Annotated in this window: 13 protein-coding genes and 1 pseudogene; 4 read left to right on the forward strand and 10 right to left on the reverse strand. The window is 36.6% G+C overall.

Annotation, left to right across the window (positions count from 1 at the left end; all coding sequences use genetic code 11):
- Positions 1–1,296: autotransporter outer membrane beta-barrel domain-containing protein (locus ACFILW_RS06155; protein WP_375685356.1), on the forward strand; the 1,296-nt coding region annotated here is incomplete at its 5' end.
- A gap of 807 nt (positions 1,297–2,103) precedes the next feature.
- Here the strand turns inward: ACFILW_RS06155 and ACFILW_RS06160 are convergent.
- The 5 genes and pseudogenes from ACFILW_RS06160 to ACFILW_RS06180 form a co-directional block, all read right to left on the reverse strand.
- Positions 2,104–2,894: pseudogene (locus ACFILW_RS06160) on the reverse strand (autotransporter outer membrane beta-barrel domain-containing protein); the annotation flags it as partial.
- A gap of 523 nt (positions 2,895–3,417) precedes the next feature.
- The gene (locus tag ACFILW_RS06165; protein ID WP_375685357.1) at positions 3,418–4,389 is read right to left on the reverse strand and encodes a WD40 repeat domain-containing protein; all 972 of its coding nucleotides are present in this window, start codon (positions 4,387–4,389) and stop codon (positions 3,418–3,420) included.
- A gap of 10 nt (positions 4,390–4,399) precedes the next feature.
- The gene (locus ACFILW_RS06170; protein WP_375685358.1) at positions 4,400–5,428 is read right to left on the reverse strand and encodes a CobW family GTP-binding protein; all 1,029 of its coding nucleotides are present in this window, start codon (positions 5,426–5,428) and stop codon (positions 4,400–4,402) included.
- A 21-nt stretch (positions 5,429–5,449) separates the two neighbouring features.
- Positions 5,450–6,193 (reverse strand): creatininase family protein, encoded by a 744-nt coding sequence (locus ACFILW_RS06175; RefSeq protein WP_375623878.1) that lies wholly within the window; start codon positions 6,191–6,193, stop codon positions 5,450–5,452.
- 625 nt (positions 6,194–6,818) lie between these two features.
- Positions 6,819–6,989 carry a hypothetical protein gene (locus tag ACFILW_RS06180; RefSeq protein WP_375685359.1) on the reverse strand — a complete coding sequence of 57 codons (171 nt, stop codon included), beginning with the start codon at positions 6,987–6,989 and terminating at the stop codon, positions 6,819–6,821.
- Positions 6,990–8,443: 1,454 nt separating this feature from the next.
- Between ACFILW_RS06180 and ACFILW_RS06185 the strand changes: the two genes are divergently transcribed.
- Entirely contained in the window at positions 8,444–8,635 is a 192-nt protein-coding gene (locus tag ACFILW_RS06185) for a hypothetical protein (RefSeq protein WP_375623880.1), read from the forward strand.
- A 948-nt stretch (positions 8,636–9,583) separates the two neighbouring features.
- On the opposite strand, the gene ACFILW_RS06190 is transcribed toward ACFILW_RS06185, so the two are convergent.
- Positions 9,584–10,918 carry an NAD(P)H-dependent oxidoreductase gene (locus ACFILW_RS06190; RefSeq protein WP_375623882.1) on the reverse strand — a complete coding sequence of 445 codons (1,335 nt, stop codon included), beginning with the start codon at positions 10,916–10,918 and terminating at the stop codon, positions 9,584–9,586.
- Between the two features lie 162 nt (positions 10,919–11,080).
- On the opposite strand from ACFILW_RS06190, the gene ACFILW_RS06195 reads away from it, so the two are divergent.
- Positions 11,081–11,560: a MaoC family dehydratase gene (locus ACFILW_RS06195; protein ID WP_375623884.1), complete on the forward strand. Its 480-nt coding sequence runs from the start codon at positions 11,081–11,083 to the stop codon at positions 11,558–11,560.
- A 461-nt stretch (positions 11,561–12,021) separates the two neighbouring features.
- Here the strand turns inward: ACFILW_RS06195 and ACFILW_RS06200 are convergent, their stop codons facing one another.
- The 3 genes from ACFILW_RS06200 to ACFILW_RS06210 are packed head-to-tail and all read right to left on the reverse strand — an operon-like array spanning position 12,022 to position 14,575.
- Positions 12,022–12,681: a methionine ABC transporter permease gene (locus tag ACFILW_RS06200; protein ID WP_375685360.1), complete on the reverse strand. Its 660-nt coding sequence runs from the start codon at positions 12,679–12,681 to the stop codon at positions 12,022–12,024.
- Complete coding sequence (locus ACFILW_RS06205) at positions 12,674–13,708, reverse strand: methionine ABC transporter ATP-binding protein (protein WP_273791471.1); 1,035 nt, start codon at positions 13,706–13,708, stop codon at positions 12,674–12,676. The genes ACFILW_RS06200 and ACFILW_RS06205 overlap by 8 nt, the downstream gene beginning before the upstream one ends.
- A 48-nt stretch (positions 13,709–13,756) precedes the next feature.
- Complete coding sequence (locus tag ACFILW_RS06210) at positions 13,757–14,575, reverse strand: MetQ/NlpA family ABC transporter substrate-binding protein (RefSeq protein ID WP_375623889.1); 819 nt, start codon at positions 14,573–14,575, stop codon at positions 13,757–13,759.
- Between the two features lie 496 nt (positions 14,576–15,071).
- On the opposite strand from ACFILW_RS06210, the gene ACFILW_RS06215 reads away from it, so the two are divergent.
- Positions 15,072–15,710: an SH3 domain-containing protein gene (locus tag ACFILW_RS06215; protein ID WP_375685361.1), complete on the forward strand. Its 639-nt coding sequence runs from the start codon at positions 15,072–15,074 to the stop codon at positions 15,708–15,710.
- A 319-nt stretch (positions 15,711–16,029) separates the two neighbouring features.
- Here the strand turns inward: ACFILW_RS06215 and ACFILW_RS06220 are convergent, their stop codons facing one another.
- Positions 16,030–17,061: an aspartate-semialdehyde dehydrogenase gene (locus ACFILW_RS06220; protein WP_375623893.1), complete on the reverse strand. Its 1,032-nt coding sequence runs from the start codon at positions 17,059–17,061 to the stop codon at positions 16,030–16,032.
- Between the last annotated feature and the right edge of the window lie 733 nt (positions 17,062–17,794).

Here is a 17,794-nt window from a genome sequence, read left to right on the forward strand (position 1 = left end):
CCAGTTGAAGATTCTACTGATGAGGTTCGTCCATCTGAGCCCTCTGTTCCGGAGGACACTTCATCTCCAGATTCTGTCCCCACTCCTTCTACCCCTGTTGAACCTGTACGTCCTTCTGTACCAACTGTTCCAGAGGACCATTCTTTTGTGCAACCTATGCCTGCACCGTTTGTTCCAGTTGAAGATTCTACTGATGAGGTTCGTCCATCTGAGCCCTCTGTTCCGGAGGACACTTCATCTCCAGATTCTGTTCCTCCTCCTTCTGCCCCTGTTGAACCAAAGCCTTCTGGGTCTTCTGACCCTTTGGATTCCTCGTCTAATCTCCAAATTAGAGCTGTTGTTCCACAGGTTCCAACTTATCTTCTTTTGCCAAATGCCTTATTTCATGCTGGTTTAGTGGATATGAACGCGCAAAATAAGACATTAGAGACAATGCGGAATGCTTTTCATTCCTCCTGGAAGGATGATGAAAAGACAGCCTTTTTTCTGCATGCTTATGGTGGTAGCCATCATTATGCTTCCAACTTATCTGCTTTTGAATATGGCTATGGTGCTGAGCTCGATTATAATGCATTCGAAGCAGGTGTTTTGTTAAACGAGATTGAGAGTTTATATGGTCGTACATTCTTTGGAGTTATGGGGTCTTATGGAAACCTTTCTCTAACCCCTCAGGATGTTGAACAAAGCAAAAAGAGTGCATTTGATAAATGGTCTGTTTCTGCCTATGGAAGTCTGAAGCATGATACGGGTTTTTATATAGATGGGGTGGTATCGTATGGACTTTTTAAGGGAGATGTTTTGACCCTTGCACGGGGCAAGGTTGTGGCATTAAAGGGTAAACAGTTTAGCGGTTCTTTAACGAGTGGCAGAACGTTTACAACAGGGTATAAAGGTGTTGTTTTTGATCCGCAGATTCAGATTGTTTATCAGCATCTTCAGTTTAATCAGGCGCGTGATATTGATAATCTTGATGTTGATTTAGGAAAATTTCATCAATGGGTGGGGCGTGTTGGTGGGCGTTTAAAAAAGACACTTAATGTTTCTGAAGAGGGACGTGTCGTTTCTTTTTATAGTAAGCTTTCTTATTTGCATAGTTTTGAAGATAAGCAATTTGTTTCTTTTAAAAACGATTTCCAATTAGGTTTTTTTGGTTCTTTTTTGGAAGCAGGTCTTGGGTTTAATGCTCGTCTTTCTTCAAAACTTTTTCTTCATGGAGATGTAACTTATCAGCATAAATTTAAGAAAGCTGGTTTTTCTGGAGCCAGTTTCTCTGCTGGATTGCGCCATCTTTTTTGAAGAGATATAATGTGCATTTTTATATGAAAGGCAGAAGATTTTTCTGCCTTTTAATGTATTGAAATTTATTTTACTTCATCAATATGGTTATTTTTTTGATATAAAAGATTACAATAGATGCTTTCTTCTATGCGATGAAGAATTTTTCTAAAATTTTGATATTAAGATATGGAGGCAGATTTCATTGTGAATGTGAGAAGCTTGAATGTTAAATGCTTGTGGCATAATCTTTCAAAAGAGACGATATTGATGGTTGGTTTTGTCCATTTCTTTATTAACTTTTATAAATCATAAGTTTAGTCTTTATGAGTTTTATGCATTGTTTTGAATTTTGTTTTAGAACTCTATTCACGTTTATATCATTTAATACGCATATTATTTGTTTCCTTTTTTAGGATGTTTACTTAAGAATTTTGGATAAATACTTGTTTTTAGAACAAACAGAGGGAGTTTGAGGCCAAATTATAATAAAAGTAAATTATGCTTTATCGTATTGTTACGGTTGTTGTTTTGTAAATGATAGGTTGCAGAGAAATTTTGATAAGATACAGGATATTATTTTCATTGCGGTCATGCGCAGATATCATCATTCTTTTTTCAGCATTCAATATTTGCGCAGATTTTAGCACTCGAGAATGTTCATAAGAAGCAATACACTTTTTTTCAAAAGTCTTTCTTTACATGCCAGCTTCGTTTGTGATGAACAAGGGGTTAATTGATTAAATAAAAACAGGTTTGAATGAAAGAAATTTATAATATTCAGTTTTTTATTTAATATGTAGAATGATGAGTAAGTATTCTAAATCATTGATGAAATTTTCCTAAATCAACATCAAGATTATCAATATCACGCGCCTGATTAAACTGAAGATGCTGATAAACAATCTGATCTGCGGATCAAAAACAACACCTTTATACCCTGTTTCAAACGTTCTGCCACTCATTAAAGAACCACTAAACTGTTTACCCTTTAATGCCACAACCTTACCCCGTGCAAGAGTCAAAACATCTCTCTTAAAAAGTCCATACGATAATACCCCATCTATATAAAAACCCGTTTCATGCTGCAAATTTCCATAGGCAGAAACAGACCATTTATTAAATGCGCTCTTTTTGCTTTGTTCAACATCCTGAGGGAATAGAGAAAGATTTCCATAGTTCCCCAAAACTCCAAAGAATGTACGACCATATAAACTCTCAATCTCGTTTAACAAAACACCTGCTTCGAATGCATTATAATCGAGCTCAGCACCATAGCCATATTCAAAAGCAGATAAGTTGGAAGCATAATGATGGCTACCACCATAAGCATGCAGAAAAAAGGCTGTCTTTTCATCATCCTTCCAGGAGGAATGAAAAGCATTCCGCATTGTCTCTAATGTCTTATTTTGCGCGTTCATATCCACTAAACCAGCATGAAATAAGGCATTTGGCAAAAGAAGATAAGTTGGAACCTGTGGAACAACAGCTCTAATTTGGAGATTAGACGAGGAATCCAAAGGGTCAGAAGACCCAGAAGGCTTTGGTTCAACAGGAGCAGAAGGAGGGGAAACAGAATCTGTAGATGAAGGAGATACTGGAACAGAAGGCGGTGATAGAAGCTCCATGAAATGATTATTAGATGGAATTTTCTAGGCAAGAAACTGAAGTGTAGAAGGCTGCTCGTAGGAAACTTTGCTCTTTAGAAGGGGAAATCAAAAAATTTTTTATTTAGGAAAATAGTGTTGAACACCCTTCTTCTGATCGTAAGAATAAATTGTTGTTTCAATGATGATATCAGCTATTTTTTGCCGAATTTTTAAGAAAAATGCTTTTATAGAAGTATATAGCCTATACAGGTGTTTATAGGGAGATGGGGTTTTCGGTCTTGAGGGTGATGTTTTTATTCTTGTATGGGGGAGCAAAGTTAAAAGATCAAAAAACATGTTTAAGGTATTTTCTTGTCTAAAGGGGGGGAGGGAAGGAAGAGGGAAGATTTAATGATTGCGAAGATTTTAGGAGACTTTTGGGGGGATTAGGGAGATAGGATTTCTGAGAGCTCTAGAGATGCAAAGAGATAAGATTTCTGGAGGATTGTGTGGGCATTTTTATCGGCGATGGTTGTGCTTGTTGGTGCTTGGCTTAATCAGTGATATTGATTATACCACATTCACCATTTTCGCTACCGAAGGAGAGGTTTTGCCCTGCTTGATCCCAGTTAAGTGCTGAGATAGCGCTTTTCCCATAACCTTTTAGAAGGACTTCTTTTCCATCATGAAAATGTGCCGCTAAAATCATTCCATCATTGAAGCCTATTGCTACAATTTCTTTGTTTGGGTGGCATGAAACGGTGCTAACAAGTGCATTGGCTCGTGTGCCTAGTTCTAGAGGTGTTTTTCCCATGGGGCCGTCTTTTGTATGAAAGGGCCAAACAATTGCGGCAGAGGCACCTGATGTTGCTAGCCATTTTCCTTTTGCGCTCCAAGACCAGCTTTTGACTTTGCTTGGGTAGCCACTCATCCGTAAATGTTGATTATCAGTGAGACGCCAACCGTGTAAAGCGTTTTCTTGCATCGTAGAAATGACATAGCGGTTGTCTGGTGAAAAGGTGACGCCACAATGAGCTCCTTTCCATACCAATGTGGTGGGAGATATTTGCGTTGATAACCAATGAAGAGTCACACCATTGTAATGGGCAACGGCAAGTCGTAAACCTTTTGGAGCAAAAGCCAGGCCTTCTACACTGCGTTCATGTGTGAGCTCTTGTCGTTCTTTTCCAATATTTGCAAATACGAGGCGTGAAGAGGAAAAGGCAACTGCTTTTTGTGGTCCAAAAGCAACGTTGTTTATCCATTTGCGTTCTTTTTGGCTTAACACTTCCGTGTGATCTGCTGCGGTTGTTTGACAGACTTTTCCATCTTCTCCACCGGTGATGATCGCGGTATTGTCATGGGAAAAATGGCTTGAAATTATTCCTTGGTGAACTTCAACGATTTGTGGGGCTGGATTTAAAAAAACAATGAAACCTTCTACGGAAACAAAGGCTGGTTTATTGCCTATAAAACCGCAAGAAAGGCAGTAACTTTGGAGATCATAATGGGTAATGTTTGGCATTATCACTCACTTATGCGCAATTTTCAAAACCAGTTTTTAATTTTTCAGCATCAAGAGAGCGTCCTATAAAAACAAGGCGACTTTCTCGTTTTTCATCTTCACGCCATGGGCGTTGATGTTGTCCCTCAAGAAGCATATGTATCCCTTGAATGACGTAACGATCATCGTCTCCTTGAAAGGCGATAATGCCTTTAAGACGTAAGATATCTGGTCCTTGTTGCTGTGTAACTTGCTGGATCCAAGGGAAAAATTTTTCTGGGTGCAGAGGACCAGTTTTTAAACTTACAGAAGTGATGGTAATATCATGAATGGTGGATGCGTGATGATGGTCATGATGACAATCGGGACCGCACACATGGTTGGCATGTTGGTGTGTATGTTGGTGATCGAGAAAATGAGGTTCATGATCGAGAGTCCGTTGGAGATCAAAAAAACCACGATTGAGAAGTGTCTCAAGAGGGATATTGGTGCGCTGTGTTGTATAGAGTATAGCGCGAGGATTAATGGCCAGAATAAGGGATTCAGCATGGCTGCGTTCTTGTTGGGTGACAAGATCAATCTTATTTAAAAGAATAATATCCGCGAAGGCAATTTGGTCTTCAGCTTCACGACTTGTTTTTAATTGAGAGGGAAAATGCTTTGCATCAACGACCGCTATGACACTGTCGAGAGCTGTTTTTGCATGGACAGTATCATCCATGAAAAAGGTCTGTGCTACGGGAACGGGATCAGCAAGCCCTGTCGTTTCTATAATGATCGCATCAAATCGATGAGAACGTTGCATCAGACTTTCCAGAATGCGAATGAGATCCCCACGCACGGTGCAGCAAACACAGCCATTATTCATTTCATAAATTTCTTCGTCGGATTCAATGATAAGGTCATTATCAATACCGATTTCACCAAATTCATTGACAATGACGGCATAACGTTTGCCATGATTTTCACTGAGAATACGGTTGAGAAGGGTGGTTTTTCCAGCACCAAGATAGCCTGTGAGAACCGTAACGGGAAGTTTTGGGAGAGGTGTCGTTTCCATGGAGAGACCTTTTATTATTCTTTATTGCCATGTGTCTATGTTAAATCGATTGATATCATCAAGTAAATCACGAAGCTGAGACAGAACATGAGAAAAGATTGCTTCACCGGCTTGTGGTGTTGCTTTGCTTGCGTTTCCTGCCGCCCCTTGCGTATTTAGATCTTTCATTGTCCAACCAAAGGCATGAGGACCATAAGCGCGTAAATACCGATAATTGGCAATCATATCCGCTTGTTTATTATGAAAATTTTTTGCCTTTTCCATATGGACTTTTTCTGGTGCTAAATAGAGCATGAGAGAGGTTTCGATAAAACCTCCATGGATATCAAGATGTTGTTGAGACGGTTCCATGAGACCTTGTGGTAAACCAAAACGGCTCCAGCTTGTTGCTACAGCGAGCATGGAAAGGCGCCTTCGTAATTCGGTGATGACGATGCTCATTAAAGGTGAATTGCCTCCGTGAGCATTAAGAAGAAGAAGACGGTTGATCCCTTTGTGATAGCAGTTTTCACCAATCTTTATCCATCGCTTAATCGCATCAGAAAAGGTAAGGGTTTGTGTGCCTGTAACATCCATATGTTCTATAGAATAGCCAATCTTTTCAACCGGTAAAAGTGCGATAGGGAATTGTTCTTTTGTTTGTAAAGTGAGGGCTTTTGCAAAAGCTTCAGCTATAATCCAGTCGGTTTCGAAAGGAAGGTGCTCTCCGTGATATTCATGTGCGCCCAAAGGTAAAAGAGCGAGAAAAGGTGTGTTAGATACCATAAATTACGGCCCAAAAGAAGAGTCAACAGAAACAAAGTGATCGAAGGTGCTGTCACTATTTAATCTATCTATAAGAGAAACGCAAATAGTCGTATTTTTACATCCCATATGCATGCATAAAACATATGGATGCATAAAAATGAGAGCTTTGTTAAAAATAGAGAAGCTTTTATTGAGCAAAGCCAACGCAATTTTTTCTGTAATTATGGGGCAACCTTTCTCAAGATAGTTATCTTTGGTAAGTCTTTTTGATGCGTATTCTCATTTTTAATCAGTAAATATTCAGACAGATTAAATACTGCACATCATGGAATGAAAAATAATTTTTTATCGTTTCTTGAAAACACATTTTTTCTGTAAGCTGCATATTCTTCTTTCTGTTATGGAGCGAGAATAACTAAATTATTTCTATTATTGCGATAGTACAGAATTTGGTTGTAATTAGGAATTCTAAATTCTTAATTCAAGTATCTGTATATTACAAAAGAATAAAAATGTTTGTTGATTAATTTTACTTTGGATAGAGTATTAACAGATTGTTCATGAGAAAAAATGAATATAAAGAGAAGAATTCACGTAAGATGAACCTGCAATCTCAAAGAACTTGGTGAGTTTATAAGATGATTCAATAAGAAACACCGTTGGATACATGATAAACAGAACGCCATTGTGTTGCACATTGACACTCTTGTTTTAAAGAAACATTTCTCAAGGTATCCAAACCTATTTTGCGACGCTGTTCATGAATGGTACAACGATAAAGCCTTATAATATAAAATCTATTGTATTCCACCATCTTTACACTTTTAAAGTAAAAAGGGACACCATCATTCACTTTGCCAGTTTTCAATACTGTGTTAACAGCGCTTGATAGTTAAAATACCTCATAGGTGATATTTTCTTTCTTCAAGTCTGTTTATACACACATCTATCTTGGTTGTGATTTGCAAGTGAAGAATTTTGATTGATTCAATATAAACAGAGTTAAAATTAAGAGAGTTTTATAATCGTCAGCTTTCTCATTCAACATGCAAAACAATAAATTATTATTATAGATCAGTATCTTGCGATTGAAGTGATCGGTTGATGAATTTATCATTCAAGATCAATTTTCATGGTGTTATTTTTTCAATGTGTTTACTTAAGTTGGTATTTTAAAAATGCAATTTTTAGTAAGTTTCTCTATTACTTTTCTTTCAAGAATTTGATCAATTTATTATTAGTTATTTGGCACAAATTGAAGATAGTTATGTGAATATTGCTGAAATTTCTTTCAAAGAGAATTATTTGTTACTAATATAGAGTAAATATAATTACTTAAAATATAAATATGGTTGTGATCTACAATATTGACGAAAAATATGGAATAACTTTTATGAAAATTAAGAAAGAAAGTTTTTTCAGTATTTTGGGGATCATCTCATTTTTCATGACTCTCTTTTTATCTGGTTTTAGGTAGTGTTTTGGTGCTCTAGTGTTGCTTATAATTTTTTGTAAATCTGATAGATTTACTTATTTTATGCGTTTGTTTTATTAGGTTTGAAAGTCAATATTTTGTGTTCTTTATGCTGTATGGGATAAAGGGGGCTGAATTACCTTTTTTAAGATGCTAGCAGTATTTTTTCTTTTTATATATCAGTAAAAGTTGAGAATCATTTTATTAACGTCTCTTCCATTTGAAAATAGAGATCTTAATTGCTTTTTATACTTTATACCTGTTTTATAGAAAAGTAGTATACTATTTTAATGTTGTTTTATTAGGATAGATTTATTTTAGATCGAGGTTTTTATTTGCTACCAATTTTATTTTTCAAGCTTATTGATGAGTGACATAATAAAAGCTTCACTAAGCAATATTCCATTTTTGTGTTGATTGAAATAATGTATAAGTATTATTATTATAGCGAAAATTTTTAATGATATAGTTATTTAAAATTTAATTGCATAAAATATATATTATATAACTTTTCAAATAAATTTGTTTTTAATATTTGTTATAATGAGAAATTTGATAAATTCTTATTATTTTGAATCATAGAAATAAAAATGATAAAATATTACTGTTAGTATCTTGAGTTATTATAGTGTAAAAGTAATAGATTATTTTATTATTTATTGTTTTTGTGTATTTACATTTAATACAAAGTGTATTATATATAATTTTATAAATATTAAATTTAAGTTTTTGGTTTTATATATTTTAATATTTCTTCATTTTTTCAGTGAAGAAAAAGAGGAGAAAAGAAAGATATGTTTAAAAATCGTGTATGTTCGTTTACTTTTACACTATTTATTCTCTTTTTTGTACAAACTGTAGAGGGAAATGCAAGTTTTGTAAATAATAAATTACAAGAGAGAATGGCAATTACTATTTCTACATTAGAAAAAAATGTATCTATTAAAACTTTAGATATAGCAGTTATTCAAGATGTTGAGGAATAAGATGGTATTGCTTTGGGGAAAACTGAAAAAGCTGCTACCTTTTCAGGTTCAGCCTTTGGGGGGGGAGGTATTTTATCACTTCTTGCTTCTTTATGTATTGGGGAATGTATTAGGTGCTGTTTTATCTCTTTGGGGAATATTCGTTATACTTTAGTAGAAAGATCATCGATAAAACCGATGAATTCATTATGTTGAAAAAAATAAATACTTGAAATCATTTATACTGTATTTTATAATAAAATAACTATTATTAATAATAAATGTAGCTTTTATTAACATTATTAAAGTTGAAGGTTCTACATTTATGTTTTTTTTACAAAGTAGTGTAACCTGATTTTTTACACTTTATAGTTATTATCCTAGTAACAAGGATAATATACTCACTTTCTTTATCAGCCTTTTAATATTTGTCTACCTTTTCTCATATGAAGATTATTCATCAAAGGTATATTTTATCCTTTTTAATTTTTTTATCTTTCATAAGAGGATAAAATAAAAAATGTCCCTGTATTTATGGCTCTCATGCAAAAAGTAAAATGATAAATATAATTTATTATTTCAATTTTTTTGATGTTAAATCCATCAAAAGTATTTTTTACGTATAACAAGTTGTGTTTGTGTATGGACAAAATTATTAAAGAAAAAAGAGTAAAAACTTTTCTCATGAATCATCTCAAGTGCTATGCGCTGTCGTAATATTGGTAAATAAAATGATAGTGCCGATTTTGTATCTTTATAAAGTAAGGTCGTGATACACAGTGAACCTTATGCCATCTCATGGGGTGGTTTATATTGTCGCATTTACGGGCCATATTGTGAGAGGGAAGTGGTGATGTGCGTCGTTGGAAAATGCTTAAAACATAAACCTGTATTTGCGATACAAGTGTATTTTGGATTGTTCTGTTGCGTAAGGGAAGGATACTGTTAAGTAAGGTAATTCAGGAGTGTTTATAGCTTAGCCGAAGAAGGGCAATGAAGTAAAAGGTCTTGTTTAGCACGAAGACGTGCAATCCATTGATCTTCACGAATAGCAGTATTATGCACTGTAATGAGTTCATTTTTTTTAATTGCAGCTGTTACTGTTGCTTTTTCTAAAAGACCACAAGGAATGGCGTGGTGAGCGCGTGCTTCTGCAATGTTCATTATCCAAGCACGATAAGTATAAAGACCGATAAAGTCTAGCTGATCACCTGGGTGTAAATCTTTTTTAGCAACAGCACAGACTTCTACTACGGGATGGCTAAGAGGAACCATATCTTTTTTGCCATAAAGCATAATACGTGCGCAGGTGAGGGGAACTTCCATTGCTGTTAAATGATAGGGGCGATGAAAGGTGAAGTAAGGCCCCTGACCAATTTTTAAATCTTCCATACGCTCGCGTAAACGTGGGTGTGCTATTTCGGCAATAACAAAGACACCAGGTGAAACACCTGGACCTGTTGAATAATCTACAACACCATATTGCTGCAAAATGCCCCCATCTTGTTTTGGAATAAGCACTTTGTTTAAATCTTGCAGTGCCGCTTGTGGTCCATGCATTCCCGGACAATCGGGGAGAAGTCCGGTGGCATTGGCAATTGCTGCCATTTCAACCATCGTTTTGGAACCATCAATAAATTCGACCAACATGCGCACATTCATATTACGCCGGAATGCTTCTTCTTCGTAAGCATCAGGTGTAGCATCAAAGAGTAGAGGATTATTTTTTCCTTTACCTGCTGCAACAATCTTATGTCCAAGGGCTGAAACAAATTCTATGAGTTCCATACAAGAAGTAGGTTCATCGCCGGCACCAAGTGTATAAATGAGCCCTCGTTTTTCTGCTTCATGTTTGAGATAAGCGCCAATTGTAACATCTGCTTCAACATTCATCATGACAAGATGTTTGTTATTCTCAAGCGCTTTGATACCAATTTCTGCTCCTGCTTCGGGATAGCCTGTTGCATCAACGATAATATCAATTTGTTCATGGCGCAAAACAAGGTTAATATCATCTGTTGCTGCAATCAAACCCTTTTCAATGCTTTGCGTGAGAGCATGAGCATTTTCAACTTCGCTGACATGTCCATCTTCGCCATAGGCGAGTGTAGCGGCATCAAAAATACGTGACGGTGTCCTCGTGGCGACTGCGGCGACTGTTATACCATCCATATGCGCAATACTTGATAATAAATCTGTACCCATTTCACCACAACCAATCAGTCCAATACGGATGGGGGGATGCTTTTCTGCACGTTGTTTCAAATCATGCGCTAAACCTGTTAGGTTCACATTGCTTGCCATTCTTTTTTCCCATTTGAAAACTATTCTGCTAAAAGAGTTTTCTTATTCATAAGGTGCATTTGTTTTTAAGACAATTAATCTTTTATTCTTGATGCTCTAATCAATGGATTTTATAAAAGCAAGAGGGGTGGTTGTTTTTATCAAATAAATAGGAATAGCGTTATGCAGCAAAAAATAGCAATACAAGATGTTACCAGTTTTATTGGGAAAGAAGTGGGATTATCGGGATGGCGTCTTGTTACACAGGATATGATTAATCAGTTTGCATGCGCTACAGATGATCATCAATGGATACACGTTGATGAGGAAAAGGCTAAACAGACACCTTTTGGTGGCACGATTGCTCATGGTTTTTTAACATTATCGCTTTTATCTACGCTTGCTTATGAGGCTCTTCCTGAGTTGGAAGGGACCACAATGGGGATTAATTATGGTTTCGATAAAGTACGCTTCATGAGTCCTGTAAAAACAGGGGTACGGATACGTGCACGTTTTGTGTTAGACGATGCAGAAATTCGCCCTTCTGGTCGCGTGGTTTTCCATTATGGGGTTAGTGTGGAAGTTGAAAAGTTAAAAAAACCAGCTCTTACAGCTCAATGGCTTATTGTTGCTGTTGTGGAAGAAAAACCTTCCAATATCTAGATTGCCTTCCAATATCTAGATTAGTTGAGTGCTTTATTTTATAAAATTTTATACAACTCTATTAGAAGTTTCTTCAATAATAATATTGAGAATAATCTATAGGATGATAGATATGGTGGAGCCATCATAGCGTTGATAGCCAGAGCAGGTTGCTATGCCTCTTAGATCATTTCGACAGTTTGTTGCTATGCTGAGAGCAGGTCGTGGTCAACATATTAATTGATCATTGCTATATTGGGAGAGAAGCTCGAATATTGCAAGATTTCTTATTTCATGTCCTTTTATATTGAATCCATTAAAACTATTTGCTTGCCTTTTATAAAACAGGGCTTATGGGGATAAAACTGTTTAAGAAAAAAGAAAAAGTGCTTGGCTTTTATGTGCGCTCGATAGCCAAGGAGTGTTGCATTTGGGAAGGGGAAAAGAAGATAATGGTACTGGCATGTGAAATGCTGATTTTTTCAACATTTTGTTTTATCAAGTTTTTGTACGATTTTATCAGAAGTCCATTGGGTTATAATATTGAGCATGATCAAAAGGAGGATAACAATGGTCATGATGAAGGTATTATAGCGTTGGTAGCCATAGCGGATTGCCATATCCCCTAAACCGCCTCCACCAAGATATCCAGCAAGTGAGGTGGCTCCTATCAGAGAAATGACCATGACTGTAAAACCTGTAATCAGGCTAGGGAGAGCTTCAGGAATAAGAACATGTCTGATAATTTGAAGACGACTTGCACCCATAGAGCGGATCGCTTCAATAAGACCGTTTTCAACGGTTTTAAAAGAGAGTTCTGCCATGCGTGCATAAAAAGGGATAGCTGAAATGGTTAGTATAAAAATTACAGCAGGCATTCCTATCCCTCTTCCTACAACGATACGCGTAACGGGAAGAAGATAAAATGCAAGAATGATAAAGGGAATAGCACGAATACTGTCAATGATCATACTTAAAGGGCGATTGATGAGAGATGAGGAAAAAATCCCCCCGCGTGCTGTTGTGTGAAGAAGAAGACCAAGGGGAAGCCCTATAATAAATGCCATAACAGAAGCACTAAGTGTCATCAATATTGTATCAATAACAGCTTGGGGAAGTTCATGAGACAGAACATTAAACATAGCCTAAGACCTCACAATATCGTCCTTTTTTTGTTAACCATTGAACAGCTTTTTCTAAAGCTTCTTTATCTTCTCCAGGAAGAGCCAAGAAGAGTCTCCCGATGGTTTCATCTTGAACTGTATCAATGCCACCATGCAAAATACGTGCTTTTAAACCACTCTCATTTTCTAGAAGATGAAGAAAAGGCTGCTGGGCAATTTCACCGGCAATATTAATTTCAATGACAGCTTCTCGTCCGATTGGTTTGAGATTTTTCGCAAATTTTTCAGGAAGTTGCGGGGTGACAAGCTTGAGCATGGCGATGGTTGTATCGTCTTGCGGTGATGTAAAGATGTCTTTCACACGTCCTTCTTCTACAATGTTTCCCTGATTAAGAACAACAACGCGATGCGCTATGGTGCGCACAACTTCCATTTCATGGGTGATGAGCACAATCGTGAGATTGAGGTGTTTATTAATATCAGCAAGGAGCTCTAGAATAGATTGTGTTGTTTCAGGGTCAAGAGCAGAGGTGGCTTCATCTGATAACAATATTTTAGGATTAGCAGCAAGAGCGCGTGCAATGCCAACGCGTTGTTTTTGCCCCCCGGACAATTGTGCCGGATAGCAATATTCTTTCCCAGATAACCCAACCAATTCAATCAGTTCAAGGGCACGTTTGTGGCGTTGTTTTTTACTTACACCACTTAATTTAAGCGGCAATGCAATGTTATCAAGAATATTTTGCGATGAGAGAAGATTGAAATGTTGAAAAATCATCCCAATTCGTTGACGGTAAGGCGCCCATTCTATCTCTGATAGATTGGAAATATCAACACCTTCAAAAAAAATGGACCCTGCATCAATCTTCTCTAACCCATTTAAACAGCGGATAAGTGTTGATTTTCCTGCTCCACTGCGCCCAATAATGCCAAGGATTTCACCAGCATGGATATTTAAAGAGAGATTATTAATTACCGGAATACCAGCCGTTTTGTTAAAACAACGGCTGATGTTTTTTAAGGAGATAAGAGTAGGTTTTTCCATTCACAATTACTCGGATATTTGGCACAGTTACTCAGATATTTGGCACAATTACCAAGATGTTTGGGCGGTATTGCCAAAAATCTCTTTGATTTTTGCACGGATAAGATCGTTGTTGTAAGCGGCAACTAATTTTTTAACCCATGGCTCATCTTTTTCGCTCGTGCGTACAACGATGATATTATCATAAGGATTATTTTTTGCGCTCTCCCATGCGACTACATCTTTTTCGAAGTTTAATCCGGAAACAATAGCCCAGTTTGTGTTTATAATTGCAAGGTCAAAATCGTCAATAGCTCGCCCTAACATACCGGCATCGAGCTCACGAATTTGCAGGTTTTTAGGATTTTCGATAATATCAAGTGGAGATGCAAGAATATTATGAGGATCTTTTAACTTAATGAGACCTAAAGAATTAAGAAGAAGTAAGGCTCTTCCACCATTAGATGGGTCGTTCGGAATACCAACATGTGCACCATCACGAAGATCTTTTAAGTCTTTTATTTTGTGTGAATAAACACCGATTGGAGCAATAAATGTATAGCCGACAATTGAAAGTTTATAGCCACGTTGTTTCATTTGTTCATTAAGATAAGGGGCGTGCTGAAAAGCATTCGCATCGATCTCTCCTGCGTTAACAGCGTCATTAGGCAAAGCGTAATCAGAAAAATAAACGAGTTCAATATCTAAACCGTCTTTTTTAGCCTGTTCAGCAGCAGTTTTCCAAATAATCGCATCCCGCCCTTCCATAATACCAAGTTTAATTTTTGTTTTGTCTGCGGCCATGGAAAAAGCAGTAGACAAAAAAAGTGCAAAGAGAGAGAAGAATAATCCTATAATCCGACTACGAGAAAAATTTTTTAATGTCATGTACTTTTAACTTTCTTTGTCTAGGAGATTTTTTGAGGAAAGTTTCAATATGCTCTGTATTTTTTTAGGCAGATTTAAAGTTATACAAGCTTTAGAGAATATTCAATCACTTTTATTTTTAAAAGAGTATTATTTTTCCTTCTATTTTAGTTGTTTTGGGGGCTGATCATCATTTGTTCATAGAAACTCAGGCAATTAATTCTTTTATTGCAATCATTTATTGAGGGAACCAATGACACTTAAAAAACTTCTTTAAGGGACGATTGGTTGAAGAACCGGACAATCAGATGATGCTTTAGCCGTAAATTCATGAAGAACATACTGCGCAATCAAGATCAAAAGTCCGTGTTCGTGTAGGCGATAAAGAGAGATTTTATTGCACTGTTATAGGGGCTTTTTGGGGGGAATAAAGGTGATGATCATTGGATTTAAACGCGGCAAATTTTTGTAAAGGCGAAATTTTGCCCTTCACATGTTTTAGAGAGGAAGAAAAATAATGTTAAGAAAGAAATTTTTATCAACAACAATGATTTTATGGGCTTTGGGAGCGTCAGAGGTGGCTGTGACTGCTTTTCACGCGGAAGCTGGAACCATTACAGGAACAGTTGCTCGTGTTGCATCAGGTCAGCTATCTTTACGCACAGGTCCTGCGACAGCTTATAAAGTTATCGCAATGGTTCCAATGGGAGCAAAAGTGCAAATTTATGGCTGCCTATCCAATAAAGCTTGGTGTTCCCTTGGTTATCACGGAAAAGTTGGTTGGGCATCTGCACGTTACGTCAATGTTAACGATGTTCCTACCATTGCTTTTAAAAAGATGCCTGTAAAATCAAACTTCATGGTAAAATCGCCAAAAGAAAAAGTAAAACAGGCTGTTTCTGACTTTAAAGCTCTTCCGGCGATTCAAAAAACACGGAAAAATATGCAAAAACTATACAGAACAGATGTGATTATCGATTCTACAGGTGTCAAAAAAAGGGATGAACGAACAATTTTAAATCCATCGCCAAAAGCACAAGGCGTTTCTGTAAAGCACGTGAGTGCTTATAATCCCTCCTTTCCTGATAATGTCAATTACAAAAATTTTGAACGGAATGAAACACGTTACCGTGTTGTGACCTATCCTGCTCGATAAGGGTAAAGTTAATTTCACAACCGGAATGACAAAAAGGATCAGCAGCATGAAGCAGAAAATGCTTTATGCTGTTGATCTTGCTGTTCCGTAAAGCGGGATCAAGGTGGTCATTGGTGCAAACTCCTTCAAAAATGCGATTGTGTTCATATCGGTGTAGAGAGATTTTCCTTTTTTAAGGGAGAGAGAGCTAAGAATATTCAGGGTAGAATTTGCCAACGCTTCGAAATAATACCCTTTCAAGATGGTGTTAGATGGAAGATATTAAAAAGCCGGACTTTTAACAGACCGGCTAGGGCTCTTTGTCCTTTCGGACAAGGCGTTAATTTGCCGACTTAGGCTTTATCAAATTACGAGAAATGAGCAATTCAGCAATTTGAACGGCATTCAATGCTGCTCCTTTTCTTAAATTATCGGCGACAACCCAGAAAGCTAAACCATTTTCAACGGTGATATCTTCACGAACACGACTAATAAAGGTATCATCTTCTCCGGTACCTTCATAAGGTGTGGTATAACCACCATCTTCGTGTTTATCGATAAGCTGACAGCCTGGTGCATCGCGTAGGAGCGCTTGTGCTTCAGATGCGCTTAGTGGTTTTTCAAATTCAACATGAACAGCTTCGGCATGACCGATAAAGACAGGGACCCGAACAGCAGTGGCCGTTAATTTAATTTTTGGATCGAGAATTTTCTTCGTCTCGACCGTCATTTTCCATTCTTCTTTTGTGTAACCATCTTCCATAAAAACATCGATATGAGGAATGACATTAAAGGCAATGCGTTTAGTGAATTTTTTTGATGTAATTGGGTCAGCAACAAAAACTGCGCGTGATTGTTCGAAAAGTTCGTCCATCCCTGCTTTACCAGCTCCAGAAACCGATTGATATGTAGAGACAACAACACGTTTAATGATTGCAGCATCATGGAGAGGTTTTAAAGCTAAGACCAGTTGAATTGTTGAACAATTAGGATTTGCTATAATATTACGCTTAGAAAAGGCATTTATAGCTTCGCCATTAACTTCAGGGACGATCAACGGAACATTGGCATCATAGCGCCATGTGGAGGAATTATCGATGACGACACAGCCAGCAGCAGCGATTTTAGGGGCGTATTCTTTGGAAATGCTCCCTCCTGCAGACATAAGACAAAAATCTGTGTCAGAAAAATCATAAGTATCTAGTGCTTTTACTTTTAAAGTTTTATCTCCATAAGAAACTTCTTGTCCTAATGAACGTCGTGATGCTAGAGGGACAATTTCATGGGCAGGAAAACCTCGTTCTTCTAAAATTGTAAGCATTTCACGACCAACATTTCCGGTTGCGCCGACAATTGCAACTTTAAAACTCATTTTCTATATACTCCTCATGTCTCTCCAAGTTTATTCCCCGTGCTATACTCAGGAGAGAGTGAGTTGGTCAAGGAACATCATTAAATTATATTTTTGATTTTCAACAACTCAATTTTATGCACACCAATCATCATCGTTAGTACAATAAATTGTTTTATTTCAAATGATACGTCTTTTTTAATCTTTCAGAATTGAAAAAATTGAATATTTTACGCTAAACTATTATCTCTTTAGAAAACACTTTAATTAAGTGAATTTCTTATCTTCTGTCAATTGTTTACCTTCTCACTTTTGAATTTTTTGAGGATGGTATTACCTATCGCGTTCGTGGAATCTTTTAATACTTTATCTATTAATTGTTGAATTATTTAATTTTCTCCCTATGCCTTTAAAAGCGAAGCTTCCTATTACAGTCTGTAAACAACTAGATTCTAGCGGCTTCCCATTTTTCACTTAAACTAAAGGCTTAACAAGCAAGCTTAAAAAATATTTTAAAAGATATTGGGTATCTAAAAAACATTTGAATGTTTTAAGGAGGTATGCGTGCTTCATGCCCTCATATCTTACATGATAGAATTTATGGCACAACAGAATAAACTTAAGTAATCCATTATATAGATAAATTCTTATGAAAGTTATATATATTTTTTTCGTGTCTATTTTTTACTTTAATTCTATTATGCGATAAAATATCAGTATTTGGAGTATGGTGGTATAAGATCTTTAAGCTTTC

Source organism: Bartonella sp. TT110JLCBS, from assembly GCF_042193405.1.
Lineage (GTDB): Bacteria > Pseudomonadota > Alphaproteobacteria > Rhizobiales > Rhizobiaceae > Bartonella.

What these genes read in the sequence shown, in the direction of transcription:
- ACFILW_RS06175 (WP_375623878.1), bottom strand. Translation starts at nt 6,193, where the DNA reads ATGGTATCTAACACACCTTTTCTCGCTCTTTTACCTTTGGGCGCACAT.
- ACFILW_RS06190 (WP_375623882.1), bottom strand. Translation starts at nt 10,918, where the DNA reads ATGGCAAGCAATGTGAACCTAACAGGTTTAGCGCATGATTTGAAACAA.
- ACFILW_RS06200 (WP_375685360.1), bottom strand. Translation starts at nt 12,681, where the DNA reads ATGTTTAATGTTCTGTCTCATGAACTTCCCCAAGCTGTTATTGATACA.
- ACFILW_RS06170 (WP_375685358.1), bottom strand. Translation starts at nt 5,428, where the DNA reads ATGGAAACGACACCTCTCCCAAAACTTCCCGTTACGGTTCTCACAGGC.
- ACFILW_RS06180 (WP_375685359.1), bottom strand. Translation starts at nt 6,989, where the DNA reads ATGGTGGAATACAATAGATTTTATATTATAAGGCTTTATCGTTGTACC.
- ACFILW_RS06165 (WP_375685357.1), bottom strand. Translation starts at nt 4,389, where the DNA reads ATGCCAAACATTACCCATTATGATCTCCAAAGTTACTGCCTTTCTTGC.
- ACFILW_RS06210 (WP_375623889.1), bottom strand. Translation starts at nt 14,575, where the DNA reads ATGACATTAAAAAATTTTTCTCGTAGTCGGATTATAGGATTATTCTTC.
- ACFILW_RS06215 (WP_375685361.1), top strand. Translation starts at nt 15,072, where the DNA reads ATGTTAAGAAAGAAATTTTTATCAACAACAATGATTTTATGGGCTTTG.
- ACFILW_RS06195 (WP_375623884.1), top strand. Translation starts at nt 11,081, where the DNA reads ATGCAGCAAAAAATAGCAATACAAGATGTTACCAGTTTTATTGGGAAA.
- ACFILW_RS06185 (WP_375623880.1), top strand. Translation starts at nt 8,444, where the DNA reads ATGTTTAAAAATCGTGTATGTTCGTTTACTTTTACACTATTTATTCTC.
- ACFILW_RS06220 (WP_375623893.1), bottom strand. Translation starts at nt 17,061, where the DNA reads ATGAGTTTTAAAGTTGCAATTGTCGGCGCAACCGGAAATGTTGGTCGT.
- ACFILW_RS06205 (WP_273791471.1), bottom strand. Translation starts at nt 13,708, where the DNA reads ATGGAAAAACCTACTCTTATCTCCTTAAAAAACATCAGCCGTTGTTTT.